The organism is Lysinibacillus sp. OL1 (assembly GCF_004332175.1).
In the GTDB taxonomy this organism is placed as follows: domain Bacteria; phylum Bacillota; class Bacilli; order Bacillales_A; family Planococcaceae; genus Lysinibacillus; species Lysinibacillus capsici.
Genome location: NZ_SJDS01000021.1, coordinates 1 through 24,001 on the forward strand (window position 1 = coordinate 1; position 24,001 = coordinate 24,001).

22 protein-coding genes are annotated in these 24,001 nt (G+C 35.5%); 4 read left to right on the forward strand and 18 right to left on the reverse strand.

Annotated elements, in window-relative coordinates; genetic code table 11:
* Positions 1-39: 39 nt before the first annotated feature.
* The 6 genes from EW028_RS23045 to EW028_RS23075 all read right to left on the reverse strand — a co-directional run bounded on the left by EW028_RS23045 (position 40) and on the right by EW028_RS23075 (position 5,146).
* Positions 40-432: a hypothetical protein gene (locus tag EW028_RS23045; protein WP_131522568.1), complete on the reverse strand. Its 393-nt coding sequence runs from the start codon at positions 430-432 to the stop codon at positions 40-42.
* 155 nt (positions 433-587) lie between these two features.
* Positions 588-1,133: a hypothetical protein gene (locus EW028_RS23050; RefSeq protein ID WP_131522569.1), complete on the reverse strand. Its 546-nt coding sequence runs from the start codon at positions 1,131-1,133 to the stop codon at positions 588-590.
* 306 nt (positions 1,134-1,439) lie between these two features.
* Entirely contained in the window at positions 1,440-2,747 is a 1,308-nt protein-coding gene (locus tag EW028_RS23060; RefSeq protein ID WP_131522570.1) for a methyl-accepting chemotaxis protein, read from the reverse strand.
* Between the two features lie 37 nt (positions 2,748-2,784).
* On the reverse strand, positions 2,785-3,030 hold the full coding sequence (locus tag EW028_RS23065) for a hypothetical protein (RefSeq protein ID WP_131522571.1): 246 nt from the start codon (positions 3,028-3,030) through the stop codon (positions 2,785-2,787).
* 183 nt (positions 3,031-3,213) lie between these two features.
* Complete coding sequence (locus EW028_RS23070; RefSeq protein ID WP_131522601.1) at positions 3,214-3,861, reverse strand: NAD(P)-dependent oxidoreductase; 648 nt, start codon at positions 3,859-3,861, stop codon at positions 3,214-3,216.
* Positions 3,862-3,958: 97 nt separating this feature from the next.
* Positions 3,959-5,146, reverse strand: a complete 1,188-nt coding sequence (locus EW028_RS23075; RefSeq protein ID WP_131522572.1) for a YhgE/Pip domain-containing protein — start codon at positions 5,144-5,146, stop codon at positions 3,959-3,961.
* 165 nt (positions 5,147-5,311) lie between these two features.
* Between EW028_RS23075 and EW028_RS23080 the strand changes: the two genes are divergently transcribed.
* Positions 5,312-5,932: a TetR/AcrR family transcriptional regulator gene (locus EW028_RS23080; protein WP_131522573.1), complete on the forward strand. Its 621-nt coding sequence runs from the start codon at positions 5,312-5,314 to the stop codon at positions 5,930-5,932.
* A 71-nt stretch (positions 5,933-6,003) separates the two neighbouring features.
* On the opposite strand, the gene EW028_RS23085 is transcribed toward EW028_RS23080, so the two are convergent.
* The 4 genes from EW028_RS23085 to EW028_RS23100 all read right to left on the reverse strand — a co-directional run bounded on the left by EW028_RS23085 (position 6,004) and on the right by EW028_RS23100 (position 11,188).
* Positions 6,004-7,149: a metallophosphoesterase gene (locus EW028_RS23085; RefSeq protein WP_131522574.1), complete on the reverse strand. Its 1,146-nt coding sequence runs from the start codon at positions 7,147-7,149 to the stop codon at positions 6,004-6,006.
* Between the two features lie 105 nt (positions 7,150-7,254).
* Positions 7,255-7,875, reverse strand: a complete 621-nt coding sequence (locus tag EW028_RS23090) for a DUF2269 family protein (RefSeq protein WP_131522575.1) — start codon at positions 7,873-7,875, stop codon at positions 7,255-7,257.
* A gap of 204 nt (positions 7,876-8,079) precedes the next feature.
* Positions 8,080-8,697: a hypothetical protein gene (locus EW028_RS23095; protein ID WP_131522576.1), complete on the reverse strand. Its 618-nt coding sequence runs from the start codon at positions 8,695-8,697 to the stop codon at positions 8,080-8,082.
* 115 nt (positions 8,698-8,812) lie between these two features.
* Entirely contained in the window at positions 8,813-11,188 is a 2,376-nt protein-coding gene (locus tag EW028_RS23100) for an ABC transporter ATP-binding protein/permease (protein ID WP_131522577.1), read from the reverse strand.
* 149 nt (positions 11,189-11,337) lie between these two features.
* On the opposite strand from EW028_RS23100, the gene EW028_RS23105 reads away from it, so the two are divergent.
* From EW028_RS23105 to EW028_RS23115, 3 genes are all read left to right on the forward strand, one after another.
* Positions 11,338-12,012 (forward strand): response regulator transcription factor, encoded by a 675-nt coding sequence (locus EW028_RS23105; RefSeq protein ID WP_131522578.1) that lies wholly within the window; start codon positions 11,338-11,340, stop codon positions 12,010-12,012.
* On the forward strand, positions 12,009-13,067 hold the full coding sequence (locus tag EW028_RS23110; protein WP_131522579.1) for a HAMP domain-containing sensor histidine kinase: 1,059 nt from the start codon (positions 12,009-12,011) through the stop codon (positions 13,065-13,067). The genes EW028_RS23105 and EW028_RS23110 overlap by 4 nt, the downstream gene beginning before the upstream one ends.
* A gap of 200 nt (positions 13,068-13,267) precedes the next feature.
* The gene (locus EW028_RS23115) at positions 13,268-13,564 is read left to right on the forward strand and encodes a TetR-like C-terminal domain-containing protein (RefSeq protein WP_373565036.1); all 297 of its coding nucleotides are present in this window, start codon (positions 13,268-13,270) and stop codon (positions 13,562-13,564) included.
* A gap of 302 nt (positions 13,565-13,866) precedes the next feature.
* On the opposite strand, the gene EW028_RS23120 is transcribed toward EW028_RS23115, so the two are convergent.
* From EW028_RS23120 to EW028_RS23150, 8 genes are all read right to left on the reverse strand, one after another.
* The gene (locus EW028_RS23120; protein WP_131522581.1) at positions 13,867-15,399 is read right to left on the reverse strand and encodes a Tn7-like element transposition protein TnsE; all 1,533 of its coding nucleotides are present in this window, start codon (positions 15,397-15,399) and stop codon (positions 13,867-13,869) included.
* Positions 15,380-15,625: a hypothetical protein gene (locus tag EW028_RS25950; protein WP_255501790.1), complete on the reverse strand. Its 246-nt coding sequence runs from the start codon at positions 15,623-15,625 to the stop codon at positions 15,380-15,382. The genes EW028_RS23120 and EW028_RS25950 overlap by 20 nt, the downstream gene beginning before the upstream one ends.
* On the reverse strand, positions 15,603-17,249 hold the full coding sequence (locus EW028_RS23125; RefSeq protein WP_255501791.1) for a TnsD family transposase: 1,647 nt from the start codon (positions 17,247-17,249) through the stop codon (positions 15,603-15,605). The genes EW028_RS25950 and EW028_RS23125 overlap by 23 nt, the downstream gene beginning before the upstream one ends.
* Before the next feature lie 11 nt (positions 17,250-17,260).
* Positions 17,261-18,928: an ATP-binding protein gene (locus EW028_RS23130; protein ID WP_131522582.1), complete on the reverse strand. Its 1,668-nt coding sequence runs from the start codon at positions 18,926-18,928 to the stop codon at positions 17,261-17,263.
* A gap of 1 nt (position 18,929) precedes the next feature.
* Positions 18,930-21,086 carry a Mu transposase C-terminal domain-containing protein gene (locus EW028_RS23135; protein WP_131522583.1) on the reverse strand — a complete coding sequence of 719 codons (2,157 nt, stop codon included), beginning with the start codon at positions 21,084-21,086 and terminating at the stop codon, positions 18,930-18,932.
* Positions 21,083-21,922, reverse strand: coding sequence for a TnsA endonuclease N-terminal domain-containing protein (locus EW028_RS23140; protein ID WP_131522584.1), 840 nt, complete (start codon positions 21,920-21,922; stop codon positions 21,083-21,085). The genes EW028_RS23135 and EW028_RS23140 overlap by 4 nt, the downstream gene beginning before the upstream one ends.
* Before the next feature lie 110 nt (positions 21,923-22,032).
* The gene (locus EW028_RS23145) at positions 22,033-22,722 is read right to left on the reverse strand and encodes a hypothetical protein (RefSeq protein ID WP_131522585.1); all 690 of its coding nucleotides are present in this window, start codon (positions 22,720-22,722) and stop codon (positions 22,033-22,035) included.
* A gap of 401 nt (positions 22,723-23,123) precedes the next feature.
* Positions 23,124-23,996, reverse strand: a complete 873-nt coding sequence (locus tag EW028_RS23150) for a hypothetical protein (RefSeq protein WP_131522586.1) — start codon at positions 23,994-23,996, stop codon at positions 23,124-23,126.
* Between the last annotated feature and the right edge of the window lie 5 nt (positions 23,997-24,001).

Here is a 24,001-nt window from a genome sequence, read left to right on the forward strand (position 1 = left end):
GTTGACACTCATGCATCATACAAGAGGGCTTTTCTGATTTCAAGCCCCTGAAAATCCTTCTAACAGGAATGCTCCTTCTTGAACTATATTCATAACTTCCTTTATTCTAATAACTGAAAAGTGTAGATTTACAACAGCTTTTACGCCCATTGAAATTAAATGAGATACAGTATAACCTCTTATACTATGACAATCTGTACATACGACTGGAATCGATTTTTCTTTGCAATTGAATATTACATTTTCTAGCACATCTTCTTGCATATCACTTCCAACGATCCATGCGATCCCCGCCACATCAGATGTCAAATTTTCTATATTAGAATGTTTAATATTAAAAACATGAATATCAAAATTTCCCGCTAATTCGATTAAATTACTCCAGCTATCAGTTTCTTTTTCCGTAGCAGAAATGAGAAGAATTTGCTCCATAAATCTCCCTCCTATACAAAAAAACACCCCTCTATATAAACATGGCATAGAAGCCATGTAAAAATAGAGGGGTGTTCCCTTTATACATATTTATATTGATTCTTAAATTATAGCATTTTCCCTTTTAGCATTGCAATATGGTTAAAAATCACAAATTACATTATGGCAAAAATATAAGGCCCTACTATTGCAAAGATTGCCATCATGACTGAGACATTTAATGTGTTTTTTGACCATCTATGATACTCAGGATGTTTAATCAATTTATAAGCAAATCGGAAAAGTAGACTCAACATAAGTGCTGTTAATGCAATGAATAAAGTTATTTGAGAAATTGCTATAAGAGCTGTACTAAATGCTTCATCAACATCCATTTCACTTCTAAAAGACAATATAACTATTGGTATAGCACGTAGTAGCAGCATACTTAAAAATGTCCATAGCATAGTTGTTTGAGCAAATTTTTGCCATTGACCGTTTCGGAATAATATTGCGAGTATCATCATTATTACGGCACACAAAAAGATAATCGTAATAGCATTTATGCCCCAGGTAAATACTTTTTCTATTCCTTTTGCCCCTAGTTCATTTGCGGTGTTTACAAAACTATCTAAACCATTTTCATTAGGTATAATCAAATGATTCTCATCAAAATTTCCAGTAGATGGCGCTGGTAGGGCGTTCATTATTAAAAATTCCATAGAGTTTCCCCCTATATTGACATTCTTTCATTTGTATTATATTGGAATATGATTTGGTTGTTGGCAACTATTGTAGCTTTAAAATAAAGTTTGATCAAAAACACCTCGCAAACCCATATTTTACGTTAAATTAAAAGAACACGTTTTGAAAAAAGATTGATCAAAATGGATTCATTCTATGTGAAAAATTATACAATATTTATAAAAAAGTTTGATCATTTTATAGATGTGACATTCAACAATCACACCCTACTGTTGAATTTCAAATCGCTCATTTCCGCCTTTTTAGACTCGGATAATAGTATATTAAATATTAAATCTACTTATCTCAGTCTTTAGTTTATTGGCTGTTTTACTCAGCACTATTGCGGAGGTTGCAATTTCATCATTGGAAGAAGACTGTTCTTCTATTGAAGCAGCTACATTCTGTATACTAGATGATGCTTGTTCAGCTATAGCAGCTATTTCTTCTATAATACCTGTAGTCTGATCTGTCTTCTCACTAACAATTATCATTGCTTTATTCACATCTTCGGATTGTAGGGTAATATTATGCACGTAATTAACAATATCCTTAAAGGCTGCACCTGTTTCATTAACTGTTTTTCTTCCGTCTTCAACTATATCTGTTCCTTTGTTAATAGATTTAACGGAATTGGATGTTTGAGTTAAAATTTCATCAACTAACTTTCTTATATCCCCACCAGCCTTAGCAGATTCCTCTGCAAGTTTTCTGACTTCATCTGCAACTACAGCAAAATCTTTCCCATTTTCTCCTGCTCTAGCAGCTTCAATGGATGCATTTAATGCAAGTAAATTTGTTTGTTCAGCAATACTTGTTATAAGCGAGACAATTTGGCTAATTTCGTTTGATTTATCACCAAGTGAGTTTACAATATCACAAGAATCTTTAACTGATTCTTGAATTAGATTCATTTTCCGTATCATTTCATCAATAAGTTGTAATCCTGTATCTGCTTTAGCACTTGTTTCATTTGCTACTTTTGAAACAGCTCGAACTGAAACGTCAACATTTTCCATTTCGGATTCCATTATTTTGGATAAACTTAGCAATTCTAACGCTTTAGTTGATTGTACTTCTGATCCTGACACGATTTCTCGCACAGCATTTGATATTTGTTCAACTGAAGAACTGCTGTGTTCAACACTTACTTTAAGCCCTTCAGCGTACGTAGAAACTTCTGTTGCTGTGTTATTTGTCTTCTTTACAACCTCACTAAGACTATTAATCATTACATTAAAAGAAGAGGCTAATTGTCCAATTTCATCTTTTGATCCAACTTCAATAACGGCAGTTAAATCTCCATTTGCTGCTGTTTTAGTTGCATCTAATACTTTTTCAAGACGATTAATAATGATAAACCTTGTTACTAAAGATATTATTACTGTGGAAATCAGTAAAGTTACAGTTGCATTTATAATTACGGCAAATCTACCGTCAAAAAATTCTCCTAGATTAAAATTAATAAATGCAGTAATAGGTAAACCAAGTAATAGACTAAATACAACAACAAATATCATCTTTATCCTTAGACTTCTCGGCCCATGCAGTAACCCTTTGAAGTTTCTGGATGTCGCTTTCCTTGACTCCATACTGAAATCTCCAATCTTTAAATATATATACTGAAAATCAATATCCTAAGTCTAAAGTTAAATCTAGGGACATTTTAATAAAATTCAATTCTTTCTTTATCTCTGAAACTTCGCTTAAAAAGGACAATAACACTTTTATCAAAAAAATTTGAGGCTCAGCTTTTACTAATTCTTCTTGTAAGCATATGATTGAATCCACAAACTCCTGTTTTCTTTGTTGATCTAATACAGATTCTTGGATAATTATTAAAGCATTTTTTAATTCAATTTCAACGTTTTCCATTAATAAATTACTCCTTTCAAACAACTAGGATTATAATTAGGTTTACTTGTTTCATTAACAAAACATAACTCATTACTCTAACTTTTAATGCCCGATGCGTTTGAAATTCCTGCATAAGTGACAACTACTGTAAAATTACTTTCTTTGATGAAACATTCTATCTGTTCAATTTCCTTTATTCTACTAATTCTTATTCGGTGTTGACGCCATGACAAGTTCTTTTCCATAAGTAGATGGATCTAGTAATGCTTTAAGCATTACTTGTGCCACATCTGCGCGATTTGTTCGAGGTGCTCTAGGCATTTTATAACCAGTTGCTGCGTCACGAACAAGTGGATTTTCCATTTTCCCCCCGTTAAACAATGGACCGGGGTGAACCGTTGTCCAATCTAATCCGGAATCTTTAAATTTGATTTCGCCTGCCAAATGATCTTCAAAATTCCCTTTTAAGAAGCTGCGTGTACCGAACCGATAAGGATAGCGTGTATTATCAAATGTATTTCCAACACCTAAAGCAGATAAACTTACGATTCGTTTTACATTTGCAGCCTTCATTGCTCTAATTAAATTTGGTATCACCCATTCAAATAATTTATCATTGCGATTTGATATAGAGTTGCCAAGTGCCATCAACACGGAATCAACGCCTTTCAGTGCTGCAGTCAACGATTCAATATCATCTAAATTACCCTTGAAAACTGTTAAATTCTTTTGTGTCGGTATAGCCTCAGGACGTCTGACATAAACGCTTACCTCGTAACCTTTTTCTAAACTTTGTTTCACTAATTCTTGACCAGTTCTGCCAGTTGCACCTATTACTAATACTTTCATCACGTTTCCACTCCTTTAATAGCAAAAGTATATCTGTAAACTCCATACGATAGACTATCGTATGGAGTTACAGATTTAGCATCTTTCTATTTCTTTACTATTGAGAATCAGTTACTGATTCAGTTTCAGTTTCTTTTTTCTTTTTGAAAACAGTAGCCAATATGACAATCATGCTTGTTAACCCAATCCAAACTTGTGTTGAAACAATATCCCATGATATTTCTGTACTAAAGAAGAAAAGTTTTCGTAAACCTTCAATCATAAATCGCATTGGCAGCCAAGGATATACCCAATCTTGGTAGAATGAAGACATCATTTCAGGTGCTAATGCAAGTAAAGGGGCTCCGAAGAATAATATTAAGACAAAGAGAGGCATTCCTCTAAACCCGATCAATGAAAATACTGCTAAAATCATTAAGATAAAACTAAATGATGAAACAGCCAAGAATAATGCTGTATCCATGAAATCTGGAATATTGAGCCCGACTATCCCCCCTGCTATCCAGGTAAAGCCAAATCCGATGACTAATGATACAAAAGTAGCCATTAAAATTTGCCCTATTTTTGTCCAAAGTCTTTCTTTTCTAGTAGCGAGTGTCATTTTATTAACGGCAAAAAAGAGAATAGCTGCAGTAACCAAACTTCCCATCCACAATGGCTGGAACAAAGTCATAGGAGCGTTTCCGTTTGCAGTATGGGTTCCAACTTCATTTACATTTGTGACTTTCTTTGAGATTGGAACTGCAAGGATTTCTGCCTGTTTAGTTGTCAAAGTTGCTCCTTGTTTTTCAAATCCAGCAAGCACTTGTTGGCGGACAGAGTTGTTCATGTTGTCCACTACTCCATTTAAGACTTGCCCCGCTATGGTAGCAGCTGGCATATTCATTCCTTGATTAATAAATATTAGTACTTCAGGTGTCGATGGTACTGGTGTCTGTAATGATGCTTGCTTCACACTAAAATCTTTTGGAATGACTAAAGCCGCATAATACTTTTGATCGTCTAACCCTTTTTGTACTTCCTCATTACTCTTTACTTCTATCCACTTTACGACAGAATCTTCATCCTTAGTTGATGCCGTAGATTCTTGTATCATGTCAACAATTGTTTGCCCCATATTCATCGTTGGTTGATTAGGAATTTCCACTCCCTCATCCTCATTAACGATGGCAATAGGTAGATTCTTCGGTTGTGGCTGGACCGATGGAAATAATGTCATTGAAAACAGAAAAATAATTGCCAATGCAATGAGCGGCAAAGCTAATACTAATTTATTTTTAAACATTTTAATCCTCCTTTTTTATACCCAAACAAACAACGTGTTGTTTTTGTATTGTATTCACATTATAATTGGGATATTATTTCTCTTTCAATAATCAAAAATGAAAGATATGTCGGTTATGGGACACTTCTTGTAAATGTGTCGGATAAAATTCTAGGAGGAAATGGTATGCACGAAAATAGTACAGATCTACGTGTCATTCGAACAAAAGAATCCATTCAAGATGCTTTAGTAGATTTAATTGAAGAAAAGGGATTTGAAGCGATTACAGTTAAAGATATAACAACAAGAGCTAAAATAAATAGAGGTACATTTTATGCACATTATCAGGATAAATTTGATTTAATGACAAAGTGTGAGGAAGAAATTATGCATGAAATGACCCGAATTGCTAAACAAAACTTTCCAAGGCTTATTGAGGTACTTGAATCCAATTTACCTACGCAAGCACCAAATCCTATTGCCATCTCAACGCTTGAATACATCAATAAGAATAGTAAATTTATGAAAGCTATGTTAGGGCCGAAAGGACATTTAACTTTCCAATCAAGACTGAAGGATTTTTTGTGGAAAACAATATTTACGGATGGTCCGAATTCATTTATTCAGGAAGAAAAGTTACTTGTTCCTGGACAGTATTTAGCCTCTTATATTGCATCTGCACATATCGGGGTGATTCAAAAGTGGTTAGAAAACGGCATGAAAGAATCACCTTATGAAATGGCCCATATTCTTTCGACCATGACAGTCAATGGACTTGTTTATGCAGCAGGTTTAAAATCTAAATAATGAATGCCTTTAGGACAATACCATTAAAAATAGGAATTGTCCTTAAAGGTGAATTTTGCAACGTTTAAAATCTAATGTAAAATTATGCTTACAATTTCATTATTCGATCCGACTCGCATTGGCATCCCCCACGTTCCAACGCCCGAAGTAACGATAACATTTGGACTGTCGGCATCTTTTTGATAGTATCCATAGTCTACTTCAAACACCGCATTTGTGATTAAGTTCCCTGGGAATATTTGTCCCCTATGTGTATGACCTGCAAGCACTAAATCAACTTCATTTCCATATTGTACGAGGTTAGAAGGTGTATGATCCATCACGACAATTGGCATACTAGCATCAAGAGAAGCGATCATTTCTGACACATCTTTTCTTTTCAATTCACCAAATCCACCAATCGGTGAAGGATCAACACGTCCGAACAGAACAAGGCGTTCATCAATAATGACGTACTCATCATTAAGAAGCCTTATATCGCTTCGTTCTAGGAAATTAATCATGTCGCCAAACGTTTTTCCACCGTCATGGTTTCCGAGACTTCCATATACTCCATACGTTGCCGTAATACTTTTTAGTAAATTAATAGCTCTTTCAGGATCTTGCAAAGCATTATAATCGTCATTGAAAATATCTCCAGCTATACAAACAAGATCAGGTTCAAGTTTATTTATTTTTTGTACTATACTTTCAAGACGTTTTTCAGAATTTACGGCTCCTAAATGCAAATCACTTATGAGGATTATTTTCATTCCATCCGACAAAGTAGTTTCTTTCGTTTGAATATCGTAAGAAACGTGTTTAATCTGATTTGCGTTATATATTCCATAACTAACAAAACTGACCGTTAACAAAATGACAGCTAAGCTAGCAAAAAAGGGAATACTTTGAGGGATAGGAGTCGGAATAATCTTCAATATGCTTCCAGTCAAGATAAGTAAGTCTGCTAAGAGAAAGAATATAACCAGATAGATTAAAATACCCATCCAATACGATCCTATCCAGCTCATTACTCCTTTTATAATAGCCGGCAATGGTAAAAATACCATTATCAGCGACAAGGCGAAGAAAACATAAATTACTCCGTAGATTGTTCCATTTATCTGTGGAAAAAGTAATTTCATCCATTGAAATATTTTTCTACCTATATAAAAACTCGATCCCCCATAAAAGGTTAGAATAAATATTACTCCTAAAATCATGCCAATCTTACTCATTGTTTCCCCTCTTTCTCATCCCTTCTAAGCTTTTCCTTTCATTTTTTATTAATCTATCCATACGAACCTCGCTAAGTTGGCTACTGTTCAATTCTACCTGAATTTCTATATAACTATCATTATCACCACGAATATCAAAAGCACACTGATAGCAGCGACTCCCACCCTTTTTATCCATCGTGGTGTTAAATAAGGTGTGAAGTCAGATTTTCCTTTTATCTCCATCTGCTTACGCCATCCAAACTTAGTCATGCCTTTTGGTTTGTATACCGACAAGACCGTTGCCACGAGAACGATAAACACACTTCCGCTTGGATGGGTGATGTGAATTGGAGCCTTCAAAACTTCAATGTCGGTGCTCGATAATGTAGTTTGAGCCGCAATAGATGCCGCGTGGCTCAATTCTATTGAGTAAGCAACCAACATAGATACTGCAAAAACAGTAAGTAAAAGCTTAAGTAAAATCCAATAATGGCGGAACAAGCCCCACCTCGTGCCAAGCGATAAAGCAACTCCGGTGAGCAGCGACGCAAAAGCCACAGGGACAACGATAAAATTAACAACCAACGACATTATCTTGATAGCGGTTCGTATCATCTCGACATCTTGATTTGTTAGAACATAGACCGCTATAGGTATATAAGCCGCAGCGGAGCCAAGCCATACCATTGTAAAAATTATGTGTAGAGTGAGCACTAGTTTACGGAAAGATGGTGATAAGGTCATACCCATTTTCCCCCGTATATAGAACGTATTTTTATTTTGATATATTTTGCCATTACAATATCCTCCTGTTTCAAGCGGTTGATCTTGTTACTCCGTGCACCAGAAGCATTTTTATTAATTCCAAACCTATATATAGGTATTCATCCTTAAGTCAAACATGAACAGATCCTCTTGCATGGTTTTTAAAGCTTGGTCCTGCTTTACCTAATCCATCAACATTCTTAGAAAAATTAAAACGACAAATACTAGGAACAATACAATGGCACCGACTCCAGTCATTTTTGTCCATCGTGGTATTGAATAAGGAGTGAAGTCGGATTTGCCCTTTATGTCCATCTGCTTACGCCACCCATACCTAGTCATACCTTTTGGTTTGTACACCGACAGGACCGTTGCAACTATCAATACCAACAATCCTCCAATTGTGTGTGCAATGTGCTCTCGATCTTGCAAAATACTAATTTCGATAGTTGATGCTATGGATGCCATTTCGTTTAGTTCTTGTGTGTATGCTACCAATATTAAAACAGCTATGACGGTTAATATAAGCTTAAATAAGACCCAATAATGACGGAACAAGCCCCACCGGGTGCCGAGCGATAAAACAACTCCGGTGAGCAGCGATGCAAAAGCCATGGGGACAACGATGAAATTAATAACCAAAGACATTATTTGGATAGTTGATTGTACCATCTCGGCATCTTGATTTGTTAGAACATAGACCGCTATAGGTATATAAGCCGCAACGGAGCCAAGCCATACCATTGTAGAAATTATGTGTAGAGTGAGCACTAACTTACGGAAAGATGGCGACAAAGTCATACCCATTTTCCCCCGTATATAGAACGTATTTTTATTTCGTTATATCTTTCCATTACATTATCCTCCTAATTTCAAACACTTTTAGGACAATTCTGGTATCATCTCTATTCCTACACTATTCACTGCGAAGTGCAACAACCGGGTCTTTCTTCGCTGCCATTCTTGACGGAACCAGCCCTGCAATTAAAGTGAGTAACATACTTCCAGCAACAAGTGATACCGCATGAACAGGGTTAATACTTGCAATTCCAGAAATAGATGTAAGATTCAATATTATAGAGTTAATTGGTATTGTCAGTAGATAAGTAATCACTACCCCAAGCGTTCCTGCCGTGAATCCTATAATCAAGGTTTCCGCATTAAATACCCTAGAAATGTCCTTTTTACGTGCCCCCACACTACGAAGAATACCTATTTCTTTGGTCCGTTCAATTACTGAAACATACGTTATGATTCCAATCATAATCGTAGAAACCAACAAAGAAATACCGGCAAATCCAGTCAAAACATAAGTTACAGTATCAAGTAATGTTCCGGTGATAGACGAAATTGTTTCCGCCCTATCTGAGTAAATCAGTTGATCATCGTCATCTTTGCCATTATTGAATTTATCAAGGTATTCTTTTATCTGTTCTTTGCTTTCAAAATCTTTGGGATAAATATTAATACCCGTAGGCGTGGTAACTGCCCCAAGCATAACTAATGCATGCTCCTTCGCCTTATCGTCCGTGAAAGGAGTACCGAGCAAAACATTCTTATCTGTATCTTGTTGTGCAATTGCAATTTCGCTCTTTTGCTCTTCTTCTACCACAGTGTCAATCAGAGACGTAGTATAAGCAATACCTGGTAACATATAGCTACTTGACACATCTTCTTTCGGGCGTAGAATACCAGTTATTGTTAGTTTTGTTCCAGTATCTTTATCATAGAGCTTTTCATAGTCTTGAGGCGCAGCAACTGTAAATAAGTCTCCATTTTTAGTGTAGTAGTCGTTATTCGGTACAACTTTTAAGATTGTTTTTCCAATAAAATCGCTAAACTGATAATTTTCGAGATTATTCATAATACCCATTTTTTCAAAAAACTCTTTGTCAATACGGTTATATTTATCGATAACTAAAACAACCTCGTTTTTTCCATTAGGCATCCGGCTTCCTTCACCAATTAGATCATATTGAGATAAAATGAAGTCATTATTTTCAGGAAGTTCTTGCCAATATGTGTTGTTATTCTCCATCATCCCCATACCGCCGCTTGGAACTGACATCGTTTCAAATTTTACCGTTGTATCTTGTCCTTTTGCTAAAAGATTGATGTTTACTCCGTGCGTGTAGGATATGTTGTTAACTGCAGTAGGTAACTCAGTTTCAACTTTCTCAACATAATTAAGATAATCTTGTGTGATAATATTGCTATGCTGTTTACTATTTTTCTCCTTGTCATAGGAGTACACAATGTTTCCCTTCGGATATTCTGTATATCCAGCCGTATCATTATTTCCTTCAGGACCACCAGGAGGACCTTCAGTCAAATCTATTGTTTGCTCTCCTGTGCCGATGGTGATGGGAAAACTGCTTAGTGCATCGGACTGCATACTATTCATATAATTTGATAATCCGTTTGAAAGAGCCAAAACAAGCGCTACACCGATAATACCTATGCTTCCAGCAAATGCTGTAATGATCGTTCTACCGCGTTTGGTTAGTAGATTTTTAAAAGAAAGCAATGTTGCTGTAAATAACGACATTGAGGTTTTCTTGAACTTCTGCCTTTCAGGTTGTTTTGCAGATCCATTTACTACTTCGGCTTCGGTTATAGGATTGCTGTCCGACTGAACTTCACCGTCTAATAAACGGATAATTCTATCTGAATACTCCTCTGCTAGTTCACCATTATGTGTAACCATAATGACAAGGCGTGTTCGGGATATTTCCTTTAAAATATCCATGACCTGAACACTAGTATGACTATCAAGCGCTCCGGTCGGCTCATCCGCAAGGATAATATCAGGATTGTTGACGAGCGCCCTTGCGATAGCGACACGCTGCATCTGACCGCCGGACAATTGATTGGGCTTTTTATTCAAATGGTCTGCAAGCCCTACTTCTGTTAATGCCTGCTTCGCTCTCTGCTTTCTTTCGGGAGCTGATACGCCAGACAAGGTCATTGCAATTTCAACATTTTGCAGAACTGTTTGATGTCCAATCAGATTATAGCTTTGAAATACAAAACCTATTGAATGGTTACGGTAAGCATCCCAGTCACTGTTCTTGAATTTTTTTGTAGACAAACCGTTTATTATCAAATCTCCGCTATCATACTGATCTAGTCCGCCAATAATATTAAGAAGTGTGGTCTTACCGCAGCCTGACTGACCTAGTATGGAAACAAGTTCGTTTTCACGAAATCCAATTGATATATCTTTTAAGGCAGTAACGACTTCTCCATTTTTATACGTTTTTTTGATATTTGCCAGCTTGAGTTTCAGCATAAACATTCCTCCATTTTTTGTACCCCCATAATGTAGCAAGGCAAAGTAAACTGAAAATCAACTGGAGAGAAATACCCAATTGATTTTCAGTTTACTTTTTGAAGGTATAATTTTATTAATTATAATAAGGTATCTGGAGGTTACTATATATGATTAAAATATTAGTGGTAGAAGATGATAAAAATACAAGAAAGTTAATGTGTGCAGTCTTAGAACAGAACGGTTTTGACACATACGGGGCAGAGGACGGCATGGCCGCACTTGATTTAATGGAAAAGCATCAAATTGATTTAGTAGTGCTTGATTTAATGATGCCGAATATGGACGGCTATGAATTGACACGGCAAATCCGGTTTTCGTGGAAGAATCTGCCGATATTGATGGTAACAGCCAAACAAGAGCAAAAGGATAAAAGACAAGGATTTCTTGTAGGTACCGATGATTATATGACGAAACCGGTAGATGAGGAAGAGATGGTTCTTCGAATTAAGGCGCTTCTCCGTAGGGCCCAGATTGCTAGTGAACACAAACTAACAGTCGGAAAAGTGGTACTTAATTATGATTCGCTCACCGTATCTCGGGAAGATAAAGTTATTACCGTTCCGCAAAAAGAGTTTTACTTATTATTTAAGCTGCTATCTTATCCAAACATGATTTTTACCCGCATTCAACTAATGGATGAGATTTGGGGAATGGAGTCTGAAACCGATGACCATACACTTAATGTTCATATCAACCGATTGAGGGACAGATTTCGAGGTTGGCCGGAGATTGAAATTGTTACAATAAGGGGTCTCGGCTATAAGGCGGTGAAAAAAGAATGAGAAAATTTTTCAATAAAAGAGTAAGCCTTGCTATAACATTAGTCATATTTGTATTCGGCGTCATGGTGGTGACATTCCTACTGATCGGTAGTAGTGTTGCTTTATTACAGTACTTTGATGTAATTTCTCTTCCTAGCCCTAGTAGAAACAAAGATAACCCTCTATTCCTGTTATTTATTCTTTTTGGACTCTGCATTCTACTCGGAACAGCACTTACAGCCTTTTTCAGTAAAAAAGCGCTAAATCCAATCCGTAAGGTAATTGATGCTACACATAAGGTTGCAAACGGCGACTTTAGCGTTAAGGTAGATTTGAAAGGCATCGGTGAAATGGAAGAGCTCTCTCATAGCTTTAATAAGATGACACAAGAGCTTTCAACTATTGAAACGTTGAGAAGTGATTTTATCAACAACTTTTCTCATGAATTTAAGACACCTATCGTATCTGTACGTGGGTTTGCAAAGCTTCTCAAGGAAAATAACCTTTCAGATGAAAAACGTCGGGATTATCTCGACATCATTATAACGGAATCAGAGCGTTTAGCTGCACTCTCCACCAATGTGCTCACGCTATCAAAATACGAAAATCTTGAAATTATTGTGGATAAGACTCCGTTTAGGCTCGATGAACAACTAAGAAAGGCAATCGTTTTAATGGAGCCTAAATGGTCTGCCAAAGAGATTACAGTAAATGTAGAATTAGATAACGTTATTTATAGAGGAAACGAAGATTTAACGCAGCAAATTTGGCTTAACCTTTTAGATAATGCAATTAAATTTTCCTATCAAGGTGGCTTAATAAATATTACCCTTACAAATGTAAATGACGAGATTCAGTTCGTTATTCAGGATGACGGTCCGGGAATGGAAGACCAGACTACATCTCATATTTTCGATAAATTTTATCAGGGTGATACCTCTCATTCCAAAGTAGGCTATGGACTGGGACTTCCACTTGTAAAACGTATAGTGAAACTTTGCGGTGGTGATATAACCGTGCAGAGTGAGCTAGATAAGGGTAGTATATTTACCGTTGTATTGCCGAGTTTAAATTAATCTTGGAATGAACTTAGCGCATTTCTAGGAAATCATAAGTATATTGGAAATAGGATTAATTACCGTTCTTGTAGAGGTATTGGTTAAGTTTAGTATTAAAGTTTAATTGGTTGTGTCTAAATTAATAGCAAAGCAGTGGAAGTACTTGAAGTCGATATACCAACACAAGCACCAAACCCCATCGCCATTTCAACGCTTTAATATATAAAAATAGTGAATTTATGAAAGCTATGTTAAGTCCAAATGGAAATTTAAACTTTCAATCTAGATTGAAGGACTTTATATGGAAAACAATATTTACGAATGGCCCAAATTCATTTATTAAAGAAGACAATTTATTCGTTCCTGGACAGTACTTAGCATCCTATATTGCAGCTGTATATATCGAAGTGATACAGAAATGGTTAGAAAGTGGCAGCCAGGAAACACCTCTTGAAATGGCGAATATTCTTTCCACTACGACAGTAAATGGTCTTGCAAATACAGCTGGTTTATAGATTAAATAATTTATAATAAAGGTCAATGTCATTAAGTAAGTTAGGTATTGTCCTTTGTTATAAAATTTTCCAAACCGATATTACCTAATAGAAATAAAATAGTATTTCAAGATTATCCTTAGAAAAATAAAGATTCCAGATTATATATATATTGAGAATACCCTATGAATAATCCTGATCAGTTAGTTTAAGTATAAAAATTCACAATCATAATAAATTATCACTATGAAATATATATACATCCCCCTCCACATTCTGGCCCGATCATAGAAGAAGCGCTAATATTACGAAAATGCGTTCTTTTAAATTAACTTGTTTAATAACATTTCACTCCTATGGCGAACATCTTTAGAACTATGCTTTGCCTTTACCACAATAACACCTTGATTTTCAATAATTTTTAATTGTTTACTCGTCCAAGTGCCATTGTCATTAACAAGATTCATAAGTAAACAACTATAAATATAATTCCAGTTATGAATAGTAGGCGATGATAAAATGATCATCGACATCGAACGATTTTCTCGCTCTACTTCTATAATGTTGAATCGTTTTCCATTGACCATATATACTTCAGCAATCACATATCGTCTTTTCGTAACACCATCACTTAGCTTCATAAATTTACGTTCTCCCAAGCTCTCTGGCAGCACATCGGTAAACGCTCTAATTGCCCGTATTTCCGGGTGTTGTTCCAATATTTTCAACATATTAATGAAATCTTGCAGCTCGCCTTGTGCCTGAATTTCATGTAGCATTTGATGCTCTAATCCTCGCACAAGTTGTTGGCCACCACTGTCTGCTGTAGATCGAATAGAATCATGATTAATGTAGTATTTCTTTGTATTTTCATCTTCCTTCTTTCGTTGCTTGGAAGGGCTGCCTTTAATACGTTCAATTCTAGGAACTAATGTATATTCATGTTTTAACTGATTCATTTGCACGATATCAAAGTCTTCTGTAGAACCATCTAATTGTTCATCTAATGTAAAGCCTTCTTCATCACCCTGTCTATTTAGAGAACGATAAGTGTATTTCTTTGCCTCATTAGATTTCTCTTGATCTTGTATTTCTGGATGCGAAATCGAAATATGTTGGTACGGTATATCTTTATTTTTCACATTAACAATCTGTAATACTGTACACGTGTTATTCTTCTCCTTTACACGAGCTGTTATTGTAATCGGTTGTGTAAAGCTCCATTCGAACTTCAAGATCCTTTCCTGCAACCAGGTAAATGCTATATTTTCATAAGCTTGTCGTAGATCACGGTTTGTCAGCAACCACACCAATTGATAAATGAACGTTGGCTTTGTGTATTTCAATTCATATTGTGATGAAAATCTAAGATGAATTTTATTAGGTTCGTATGTTTCTGTGAAGAACTGAGGAAATGAATTCGATTCAAACAAGCGATATAAAAGAAAACCATTCGGAGCTAATATGCTACGTAATACTTCAATGACTGGTAAAATAACACTCTTCCCATTGAAAGAGAACACGAAACTACGGGAAGTTGCAGGATCACTGCTTCCTTGAATAGACCAAGGTCGTTCATGATATTTAACTTTATTAGGATAAATAGTCATATCTATCTCTTGTACACCTTCAGGGGCTTTACTTGCCGTTATGATGCCATCAGTATAAAAATGTTGAATTGCTAAGCTTGGTAATGTACCCCAATCCATTAATATACCTTCTGTACGGCCTTGTGAGCGAAAATAAGCTTTAATCATCATTTTATGATCATATCGGAATGGTTCACCAATCCATAGTAGTTGTGCTTTTTCACCTTTAGCAAAAGGCCAAGCAATTTTAACCTGTTGTTTGCTCATAACTTTTCACTTCCTGTTTTGTTCGTAAATATTCTTCCAAATACGGTTTTATTTCATGAAAATGATGTGACTTCACAGCGCCAATACGCTGTACTTTCCATAATACAACTAGTTCTTGCCTCTGTAATATTCGATCAATAATCTTACAACAACGTCTGATTTGGAATTGTTGAGTAGATTCCGTAGTTTCAGATAGGAGCTTTTTAGTCTGGGGGGAGCTTATCAAGATGTTTCTCCAAGTTGGATAATATTCCAAGCCGTTTCCCAATAATCGAGATTGTAATTCGAACAGGTTTATCTAGTTCGATTAGCTCCTTGTAAAACTTCTCCACTTTAGAGTAATATTCTCGATCACGTGCGTCCCAATCGACAATTGCTTGGTTATTCTTCTTCTCCTGAATTATAGGCAACTGTTCGAACAGCCATTCTTTATCGTGACGATACAAGTACATATATTCTTTTGGGAAACACTTATGAATTTGTGTTCTTGAATAACTTGGGTATTGCTGCATTCCGTTTAATAATTGTTTTCGATAAATTAGCAACAGCGAAGGAATAGCTTTTTCTGATAATCTTTCAATTTTCATCTCTGAAGAAAGATATTTTTTAACCGTTTTCGAATCTACACCAAGCATTTTAGCTAATGTTCTTGTACTGTACGTCCCTTCGCCTTCCAATTCATGTAATTTAGCCTTCCAGACGTCTCCAAACGCTTTTATACGTCCAATACGATATTTATCTTCTGATAATCTATCAGGGCCTTTTCTAGAGTAAGTAAAGCCACAAGAGCATTCAAACGTACCAATTGATGCTTTTAATTTAAAATCTCTCGTAACATTTACTTCTGGAATCACAAATTCCTTATAATGATTAGCTGCTTTATTTAAACAAGGCCATGGGCCACTACCGAAAGGACCTGTATCAGCTTCAACTTGTAAAAAGGAATCTACATCTTGCTCTAAGAAATAAAGCATAAGCAGATGACGGAATGGATGTGCATGACGTTTTAAATTACGTGTAATGACTTTCAGCCAATTGTACTCATCATTTACATCGATTTCTGATTCGTACTTACCTAAAAAGCCCTTTGGGAACTTTGATTGAAATGCCTTGTATAGCTCATTTTGCCGAATTCGATTAGAAGTTGTTATTAAATTGCGAACTCGTAGAAGAGCACGATATTTAAGATTAATAGATTCCCTTGAAAATTGATGTATTGGAACTTGCAGCAGTTGATAGGCCATCTTTGCCAAAGCAATTTGAATAGTTACAAACTCTTTTGGTTCAACTTCTTGAAGGAACGATAAGTTCATTAGCTTTTTATCAAATCGAATAAACTCAATTCGACTTTGCTTTGAAAAATCGATAGGATACTTCTTTAATTTCAATTCATGATGCGCGCAGAAATCAATCCCTTGTAGTTGATGCTCACGATGAATATAGGGTTCTCCATGTTGCCCGATATCATTAGCTGCACATTCTGGACAATAATAGAGCCCATCCTTTTTACAAATACCTCCTGCAACCATTCCAAGTCTTGTATAAAGTCCTTTTCCATCTCTTTGGACATCTTGCAGAAGTTCTTCCTTGCGTTGTTTGGAAAGAAACGGAGCATAGAAAGGATAAATTGTATGCTTGGCTAATAAACTTTCTGCCGAATAATGCGTGCCCATCTGATTAGCGAGAATATTAAAATGGCTGCCAATCTCAACACTCGGAATCACTGAACGACTTTGAAATACTTCTTCTAACGTATCTTTGCAATCAATATTCCCACTGTAAAAGTGATAACGTGCGACCGCCGAATAAATCAATTCATCTGGATATGGATCAGTAAAGAATGGCAGCATGTGATTCCCTCCTAGTAGAATTCCTCCAAAGGATTTTTAATGTATCCATTTGCTTTTAATAATTCATAAGGGTGTTGCTTTTTGTCTAACGCTTGCTTTCTTAGCTTTAGCAATGGTAGAATCTCTGCATTTTTTGCCTTCGCCTTTGCTTTTTGATCTTTCTTTTGTTGATTTAATGCAATCGCCTGCTGAATCACATCTGATTTAAGCTGATTAAATTCAGTATCAAGTGGATTTCTCTCAACTATATTTTGTGCGAGCTTTTTAATATCGTTTTCTTTCAAACTATCAAAAATATCAAGGGCTGCCACTTCAACACTTAAGTTCCCAATCATGTCTTGACGTTTATACTCGATTGTATTTTGGCGCTCTTTAAATGCTTCTTGAATACGTCCTGTCATTTCAGTATTTCGCTTGTGATTCAGCATGACTTCATCCAAGTTAATCATAATATCTTCATATTTCATCATATCGGCAAAATTGTTCGTCCGAATAGCTGTCATCATTGGTTGAATCGTTTGCATATCTTCCCTAGCAGTCTTTTTTAACACTTGTGGTGTAATGATTTCAGCCGGGTTGTCCTCATCAAATAATACTCGTTCTTGCGCTAGAATAAATAGGTTCACGGCAACAGCAGTAATCCCTTGGCATTCACAATAAAATGCCTTATTTGTCTCCTCTGTAAGCTCAGAATGGGTTTTTAAACACTGTAATTCCCAAAGTGTCTCTAGGAAAAACTCCCACTCTTCACTATTTTCATCCATACGATCCCAAATAATAGCTCCATCACTTGCTGCCCGTCTTGCCTGTCTGAAGTTTCCTTTAAATAGTTTTTGTGCTTTAGAAGTGCCGATTAAAACCGTAGGAATGCCAACTGTATTAGACAGTGTTACAAAAAAATTTAACATTTCTTCCTGTTCATTTTTGGAATGTAGTAAGTGCTGGATTTCATCAATTACTAGAACACCGATGCCGTACATACTTGCTAACGATGTCATGTGCAATAACATTGTCGATGTCACACGGTTCAAATAACCGTACTTTTCTAAATATCGAGTGCCTAGTAAATCATCAATTGCTTTGAAAAAGCTTTTGCAAAGTGTAGATAAACTTCCATCATACGGGCAGTCAATTTTAAGCCAAACAATTTGAGTTCGATTAAACGGTTGTCCTTTGTATTCTTCATGCTTGATCACTTGTGGATACATAAGCAAAAGACGTTCAATTGCTGTTGTTTTACCAATTCCAGAAATACCGATAATGGATAAGCTATCGGCAGTTGAACGAATATAATTTAGTCGTTCATCTATATATCTATGAGCTGTTTCCTCTTCTTCACGCAATTCATGCAACACCCGAACACGCTCTAGAAATGTTCTATCTAATGGATTTCGAGCCAAGTAACCTCTCCGAATCAATGTAGACAATCGGCGTTCTACCTCGAAATGAATCGGTAACGGCTGGATAAAGTTCCTTACACGTTTTAAGACGTGATAACGAATATTCGTTTCACTTAATTTATCTTGCTCACTAATTCGCGGAGTCACCATAAATCGCTCTAACACATCATCCTCATTGAATATAGGTGGAAGGGCTTCGATGAAAGGATTATTGGTATATTCATTTAAAAGTTGCTCCTTATAGACAGCTTTCTCAAATTCCCCTTTTAAGACAACCATGTTATTTGTCCTTCCCAAATTCCTCATCTCGCTTCTTCTTTAGTTTTTCCATAAGACGTGAGCCTGATTTCTTAGGTGGTGTTTCGTCAATCTTCTCTTTTGTAACAAAGTCGATTACATCAGCTGCTTCACTAACTTTATTAGGTGATAAATCAAACTTTTCAGCTTCACGATTTAACTGTTTTTCAACATCCTTGTTTTCACGAATAGCTGCTATTTTAGCTTTCTTACTTGTTGGTTGATTAAAAGATTGTTTTTTGTTCTTCGCAGCCTTTTTAATAATCTCTTCCAATGCAGCATCAGTATTCACTGTAAGCTGAATTTGATTTGTTCGTTCCATTTCTTCTAGTTCATTCCGAAGTTGTTGTTGAAAGACAATTTCCTCTAGGAAGTCACCTTTATATTGCTGACTAGGTTCTAATAAAATACACGTCTCAAAATCTATTCCGTCATCGTGGGGAATATAGACTTTTTCAATGTGTCGTGGGTCATAAACGATTTCTAAACTTCTATTTTTCAACTTCAAATACCATTGCTCTTCAATCGCTTGACGAGAACCATAAAGAAGATTTTTAAACTTGATTCCAGCTCTTGAAATTGTCGCTTTTCCACGTGGAAGCACGTTCAGACGAAGAATATTTCGATCAACTGTTCTTAACCTTCCTTTGCGGTTTTGAATGCCCCAATTCCATAAATTAATTGGCGTTGGCACTAGCCCATCAGCTACCATTTCTTTTTCAACAGGATATTTATCAATGATCTTTTGGTTATGATGAAGCGCCATCGTAATAATTAGAGATGTAAATTCCTTTAAATTCAGCGTAGCATTCAAGCGATAATCCTGATCTCCACGTTCTCGATATTCTTTTTGAATTGCTCCGGGAGCTTTTTGCTTTACCTTCCCATTAAACGTACGGAATTTCCTTTCAACAATTCCTTTCAAATCTCCACGATAAGCTGTGGTATTCTCAATTTTAATATTAAGATTGTTAATTAAATTCTCTACAGAATAACCTTCAAACTCCCCCCGGTCGGCGATAATAATTTCAGGCAAATGATATGTTGGCCATTGCTCAGGTGTAATATCAATTCCGTATTGATTACAGAACTCCACTTTGTCAGCAACCATATTATCTAAAGCCATCATTGCACCAATCCATGACGGCCCTTCTAGCCCAACATAAAGACCTGTAATAATGCGTGAATACACATCAAGTACAGCATAAATAACTGGTCGCCCAATTACTTTATTTACGTCAAGTGAACTGACTAAATAAATATCTGCGATAGTTGCGTCAATTTGAAATCTAGTACCGGGACCATTTGTTTCTGATTTGGAATCACTTAAAATCGGACGATGCTTCAACTCATATTCTTTTGTGCTTTTACGAAACTGGATATCTTTTTTCGGGTCTTCAAGCTTTTTAAACCAGTAGTAAAACTGATGGTACGAGGGAATTCGAGTGGCCTCCCAAATACGGTACTTTAGCTCACCATTTTCCTTATAGCGATCAGAGTAAAAGTCACGCAGCATGAAATTATAAACATCTCGTAAAGAGTAATTATTCTTTTTCCTGTAGTACTTGTTGATAACGTGCTCAATTTGGACCTTTACCTCGTCAGTAATGTTAATGCCGGTTTGATATTCATTATTTATGTTTATCTTTCTAGGACGACCAACCTTTGCATTTGTTAAGGCTTTTGTTCTCCCTTTACCACCTGAATTAGAGTAGTCGGGTAACATAGCGTTTTTTGTCATCCCCCTCTGCCAATAGCGAGTCAGTAACTTTTTAACTTTTGTCTTGCCTAAGTTGCTGTCCTGAACGATTTCACGAATTTTATTTTCTCTTCCTCGTTTGTAGAGTAAATCTTGCATATTGGGGACACAGTATTTTTGTATAGTTTCCCAATCTTCTTCGCGCTTACGAATTTGCACTTCTGTTAAATCACTTTCTGAAATCACTTTTGCATATGGATCATTAATCGCAAGTAGCTCTCCTTGATTCATATCTGTAATTAGGTTGGAATATAGCTCCCTCCTCGGCATAGCACTACTCGTGTCAATATTAACAATATAGACATGTGGTTCTTCAATATCAATTACCCGAATCCTTGTCGAATCGGTCACATATTGAAACACTTGATTAATATAAATCATCCGTATTTCACCTTCTCTAAATTACCTTCATCAATACGCTTAATATCAATTGTTTGCTCTAGATCAATCGGCTTTTGCATATCAATGACTACAATTTTTTTAGCAAGTAAGTGATAAAATAGTGTAACGCCACTTCCAAAAGGTAAGTGTGTATCTGTATCAAACTCATTAGTAATTTCACGGATATTTCGTGAATTATTCAATAGGCGATTCATAAGAGAAATGGATAAATCCTCAATATGTTGGTCATCCATTTCTTGATATACATCATAGCTACGAATATCAAAATAATCATGGATATAACTAATATTTCTAGCCATTGTCTTATGAATTTCTTCCTCTGTTACAGTTGCCCAATTAATGCTTCTACGCTTCCAATATTCTCGTTCAATTTCAAACTTCTCTAACACACGTTCTTCTAACAGCTTATCTTTCATTTTTATAGTATGAGCGACTTCAAATACACCTTGCCCTTTATCAACTGTTAATAAAAAGTCCGTTGTCATAACAATTGGATCGCCTGTCTTTGGATCAGCTGGGTGTTTAATCCCAAGCTCTTCAGCAATGATAATCGTCTCTTCTTGTGGTAATAAAGGAAATTGTTCACGAATATCCAAAATTACATCAGAAAATTCAGTCAAATAAAAGTAATTTCGCTCCAAATCCGATAAAAGCTCATGTTGTCTGCCGGTTTTTATACCTTTTAATCTTGTTGACCGACCTAATGAGGAAACATCTTGAATTTTAAGCCAAGGCTGATAATCTGCCCCACTACCAGTTCCTCGACCCTCTTTAATCCACTTATCAATTTTAGATGTTCTTTTTCTTTTCGACACAAAAACACCCCTTTAGATAATCATATCCAAAGGGGCAAAGCTTCGCAACTTTTTTATAAACGTCGCGACTTTATTTTAACCATCGCATCTTTTTTATAAACATCGCGACTTTATTTTAAATCTACAACTATTAATTTTCCATCCATACAGTCTATTTCATATGTAATCGTATGATTATTGGTAATATCTTTGTATATTTTTAATAAAAAAGCTGCCCATTCTTTTGTTGTCTTCTGGCAGGGCTCGATTGGATTTTCACATACGTACAATAACTCTTCTTTTGAAAAAGTTAAAAAGGCGTGTAGATGATATAAGCTTTGATGACGCCCTCTTATTTCGAAATGCTCTACATATTCGGCAATAGGTATAAATAATTGTGAGATGGGCAAGAAGAAGTCTTTAAATTCTTTACATTTTCGAAATGGTATCTTAATTTCCACTCTTATTTTTTCTTCTATCAAACTAGCACTATTGCTAGTAATAAAGGTCTCCATGATAGCAATAATTTCTTCAAGATTAGGCTTCGAATTTGCATTACTTGCAATAGAGGAAGTTAATGAATTTTTAATTAACGTTCTTATGCTATATAATTCATTGTTGACCAATTGTTCAATTTCTTTTGATAACTGATTGACATAAGATGAAGTCAACATTATTGGCCTGCGATTTGCTAAACTATTATTTTCATTTCTAAATTGCAATCGAACCACATCTTGAATAATTTGCGATGTGAACGTAATTGCACTTGGCAGTTGATTATTTTTTAGAATATTTGCTGACAGCTCCGTTTGTTTAAACATTATATAACCTCCATTATTGCTACATTTTTAATTTTATATGTCGATTTTTGACTCTTTTAATGAATAATGAAACTCTACGCTTATGTATATTTTTGAAATGCAAAAATATTAATAGTCAAATTGACCTTAATAGTAGGGTTTATCACCCAATTGAATAATTAATATTTGCATACATAAGTTGTATTATCTTCCATATCGGAAGTTACATTAATATCATACATTAAAATTTGCCAATTTCGACAAGCTATTTACAAACTTTCATCAAAATCCAAACCAAAGAACCAACAAATTACCATTATATGAAAATTACAGGATGTCTAATCCTATTTTTTTTGTATAATATGTTAAGTTTGAATTTTGAGGAAAGCTCCCTAACCTAAAAGTTAGGGGCTGCCTTTAAGCTAAATTGCCTCATTTTCCAAATTGATATCTATATCAATATGGTTATTTTGAATTACATAATTATTTTTTGTATTAAACTTTGAAGTACCGCGTTCCAAACAATTAATAGTGTGTAATGTAAGTGTATTATCAGTGTTTCGACAGATTTCAACGTAGATGAGATCATCCACATTAAACTCTTTATATCCGTTATAAATTTCTGCATTTACCCATGTCTGTGCAGTACTATCTGCAATGTGGAGGTAAAATTCTTCCTTTCCTATTACTTTACAAACCCATGTTTGTAAACCTAAAGAACCGTCAGCAATTTTACTTTCTGCTAAATTTCGATATTGGATAGGAATTTGAAGTTGTGTTACAGGTACCTCCCAGTCATCTGCAGATAATAAAATATCTTCAGTGATTGAAATATTACTTTCTGCAATCGTTCGATCTAACTCGCCTCTTACCGCTTCAAAGAATTGCTCATCTTCTTCACTATAGTGTTCTGAAGCCTCATACATTTCCATAGCTGCCACTACCTCATCAGCTTCTTCTTCATAAACAGTATTGTTATCATCTTCTATACTCGATGCAGTCACTTGTAAAGTATCTAAATATGCAAGTGTTGCATCGTCCATACAGTCCTCAATATATAATTGTTTCTTATTTTGCTCATTCTTCTCATTAACATTTTCAGCTGGTAGTGATGCTGATGCTGTTTCAAGACCTGAATATGCTGTTGAATATAGGTTAGAAGGAACACCCCATGTTTCTAAATAAACTGCATTGGATAATTCTTTATTTTTTTTAGTTACTACTCGATTTTTTCTTCTTGCTCCAACATATAAGCAAAGTAGAACTACTACCGATAGCGATAAAATGACTGTCATTATCT

Bases quoted from the DNA above. Each gene is read 5' to 3' on its own strand.
- EW028_RS23045 (WP_131522568.1), bottom strand. From the start codon at position 432: ATGGAGCAAATTCTTCTCATTTCTGCTACGGAAAAAGAAACTGATAGC.
- EW028_RS23050 (WP_131522569.1), bottom strand. From the start codon at position 1,133: ATGGAATTTTTAATAATGAACGCCCTACCAGCGCCATCTACTGGAAAT.
- EW028_RS23060 (WP_131522570.1), bottom strand. From the start codon at position 2,747: ATGGAGTCAAGGAAAGCGACATCCAGAAACTTCAAAGGGTTACTGCAT.
- EW028_RS23065 (WP_131522571.1), bottom strand. From the start codon at position 3,030: ATGGAAAACGTTGAAATTGAATTAAAAAATGCTTTAATAATTATCCAA.
- EW028_RS23070 (WP_131522601.1), bottom strand. From the start codon at position 3,861: ATGAAAGTATTAGTAATAGGTGCAACTGGCAGAACTGGTCAAGAATTA.
- EW028_RS23075 (WP_131522572.1), bottom strand. From the start codon at position 5,146: ATGTTTAAAAATAAATTAGTATTAGCTTTGCCGCTCATTGCATTGGCA.
- EW028_RS23080 (WP_131522573.1), top strand. From the start codon at position 5,312: ATGCACGAAAATAGTACAGATCTACGTGTCATTCGAACAAAAGAATCC.
- EW028_RS23085 (WP_131522574.1), bottom strand. From the start codon at position 7,149: ATGAGTAAGATTGGCATGATTTTAGGAGTAATATTTATTCTAACCTTT.
- EW028_RS23090 (WP_131522575.1), bottom strand. From the start codon at position 7,875: ATGACCTTATCACCATCTTTCCGTAAACTAGTGCTCACTCTACACATA.
- EW028_RS23095 (WP_131522576.1), bottom strand. From the start codon at position 8,697: ATGACTTTGTCGCCATCTTTCCGTAAGTTAGTGCTCACTCTACACATA.
- EW028_RS23100 (WP_131522577.1), bottom strand. From the start codon at position 11,188: ATGCTGAAACTCAAGCTGGCAAATATCAAAAAAACGTATAAAAATGGA.
- EW028_RS23105 (WP_131522578.1), top strand. From the start codon at position 11,338: ATGATTAAAATATTAGTGGTAGAAGATGATAAAAATACAAGAAAGTTA.
- EW028_RS23110 (WP_131522579.1), top strand. From the start codon at position 12,009: ATGAGAAAATTTTTCAATAAAAGAGTAAGCCTTGCTATAACATTAGTC.
- EW028_RS23120 (WP_131522581.1), bottom strand. From the start codon at position 15,399: ATGAGCAAACAACAGGTTAAAATTGCTTGGCCTTTTGCTAAAGGTGAA.
- EW028_RS23125 (WP_255501791.1), bottom strand. From the start codon at position 17,249: ATGCTGCCATTCTTTACTGATCCATATCCAGATGAATTGATTTATTCG.
- EW028_RS23130 (WP_131522582.1), bottom strand. From the start codon at position 18,928: ATGGTTGTCTTAAAAGGGGAATTTGAGAAAGCTGTCTATAAGGAGCAA.
- EW028_RS23135 (WP_131522583.1), bottom strand. From the start codon at position 21,086: ATGATTTATATTAATCAAGTGTTTCAATATGTGACCGATTCGACAAGG.
- EW028_RS23145 (WP_131522585.1), bottom strand. From the start codon at position 22,722: ATGTTTAAACAAACGGAGCTGTCAGCAAATATTCTAAAAAATAATCAA.
- EW028_RS23150 (WP_131522586.1), bottom strand. From the start codon at position 23,996: ATGACAGTCATTTTATCGCTATCGGTAGTAGTTCTACTTTGCTTATAT.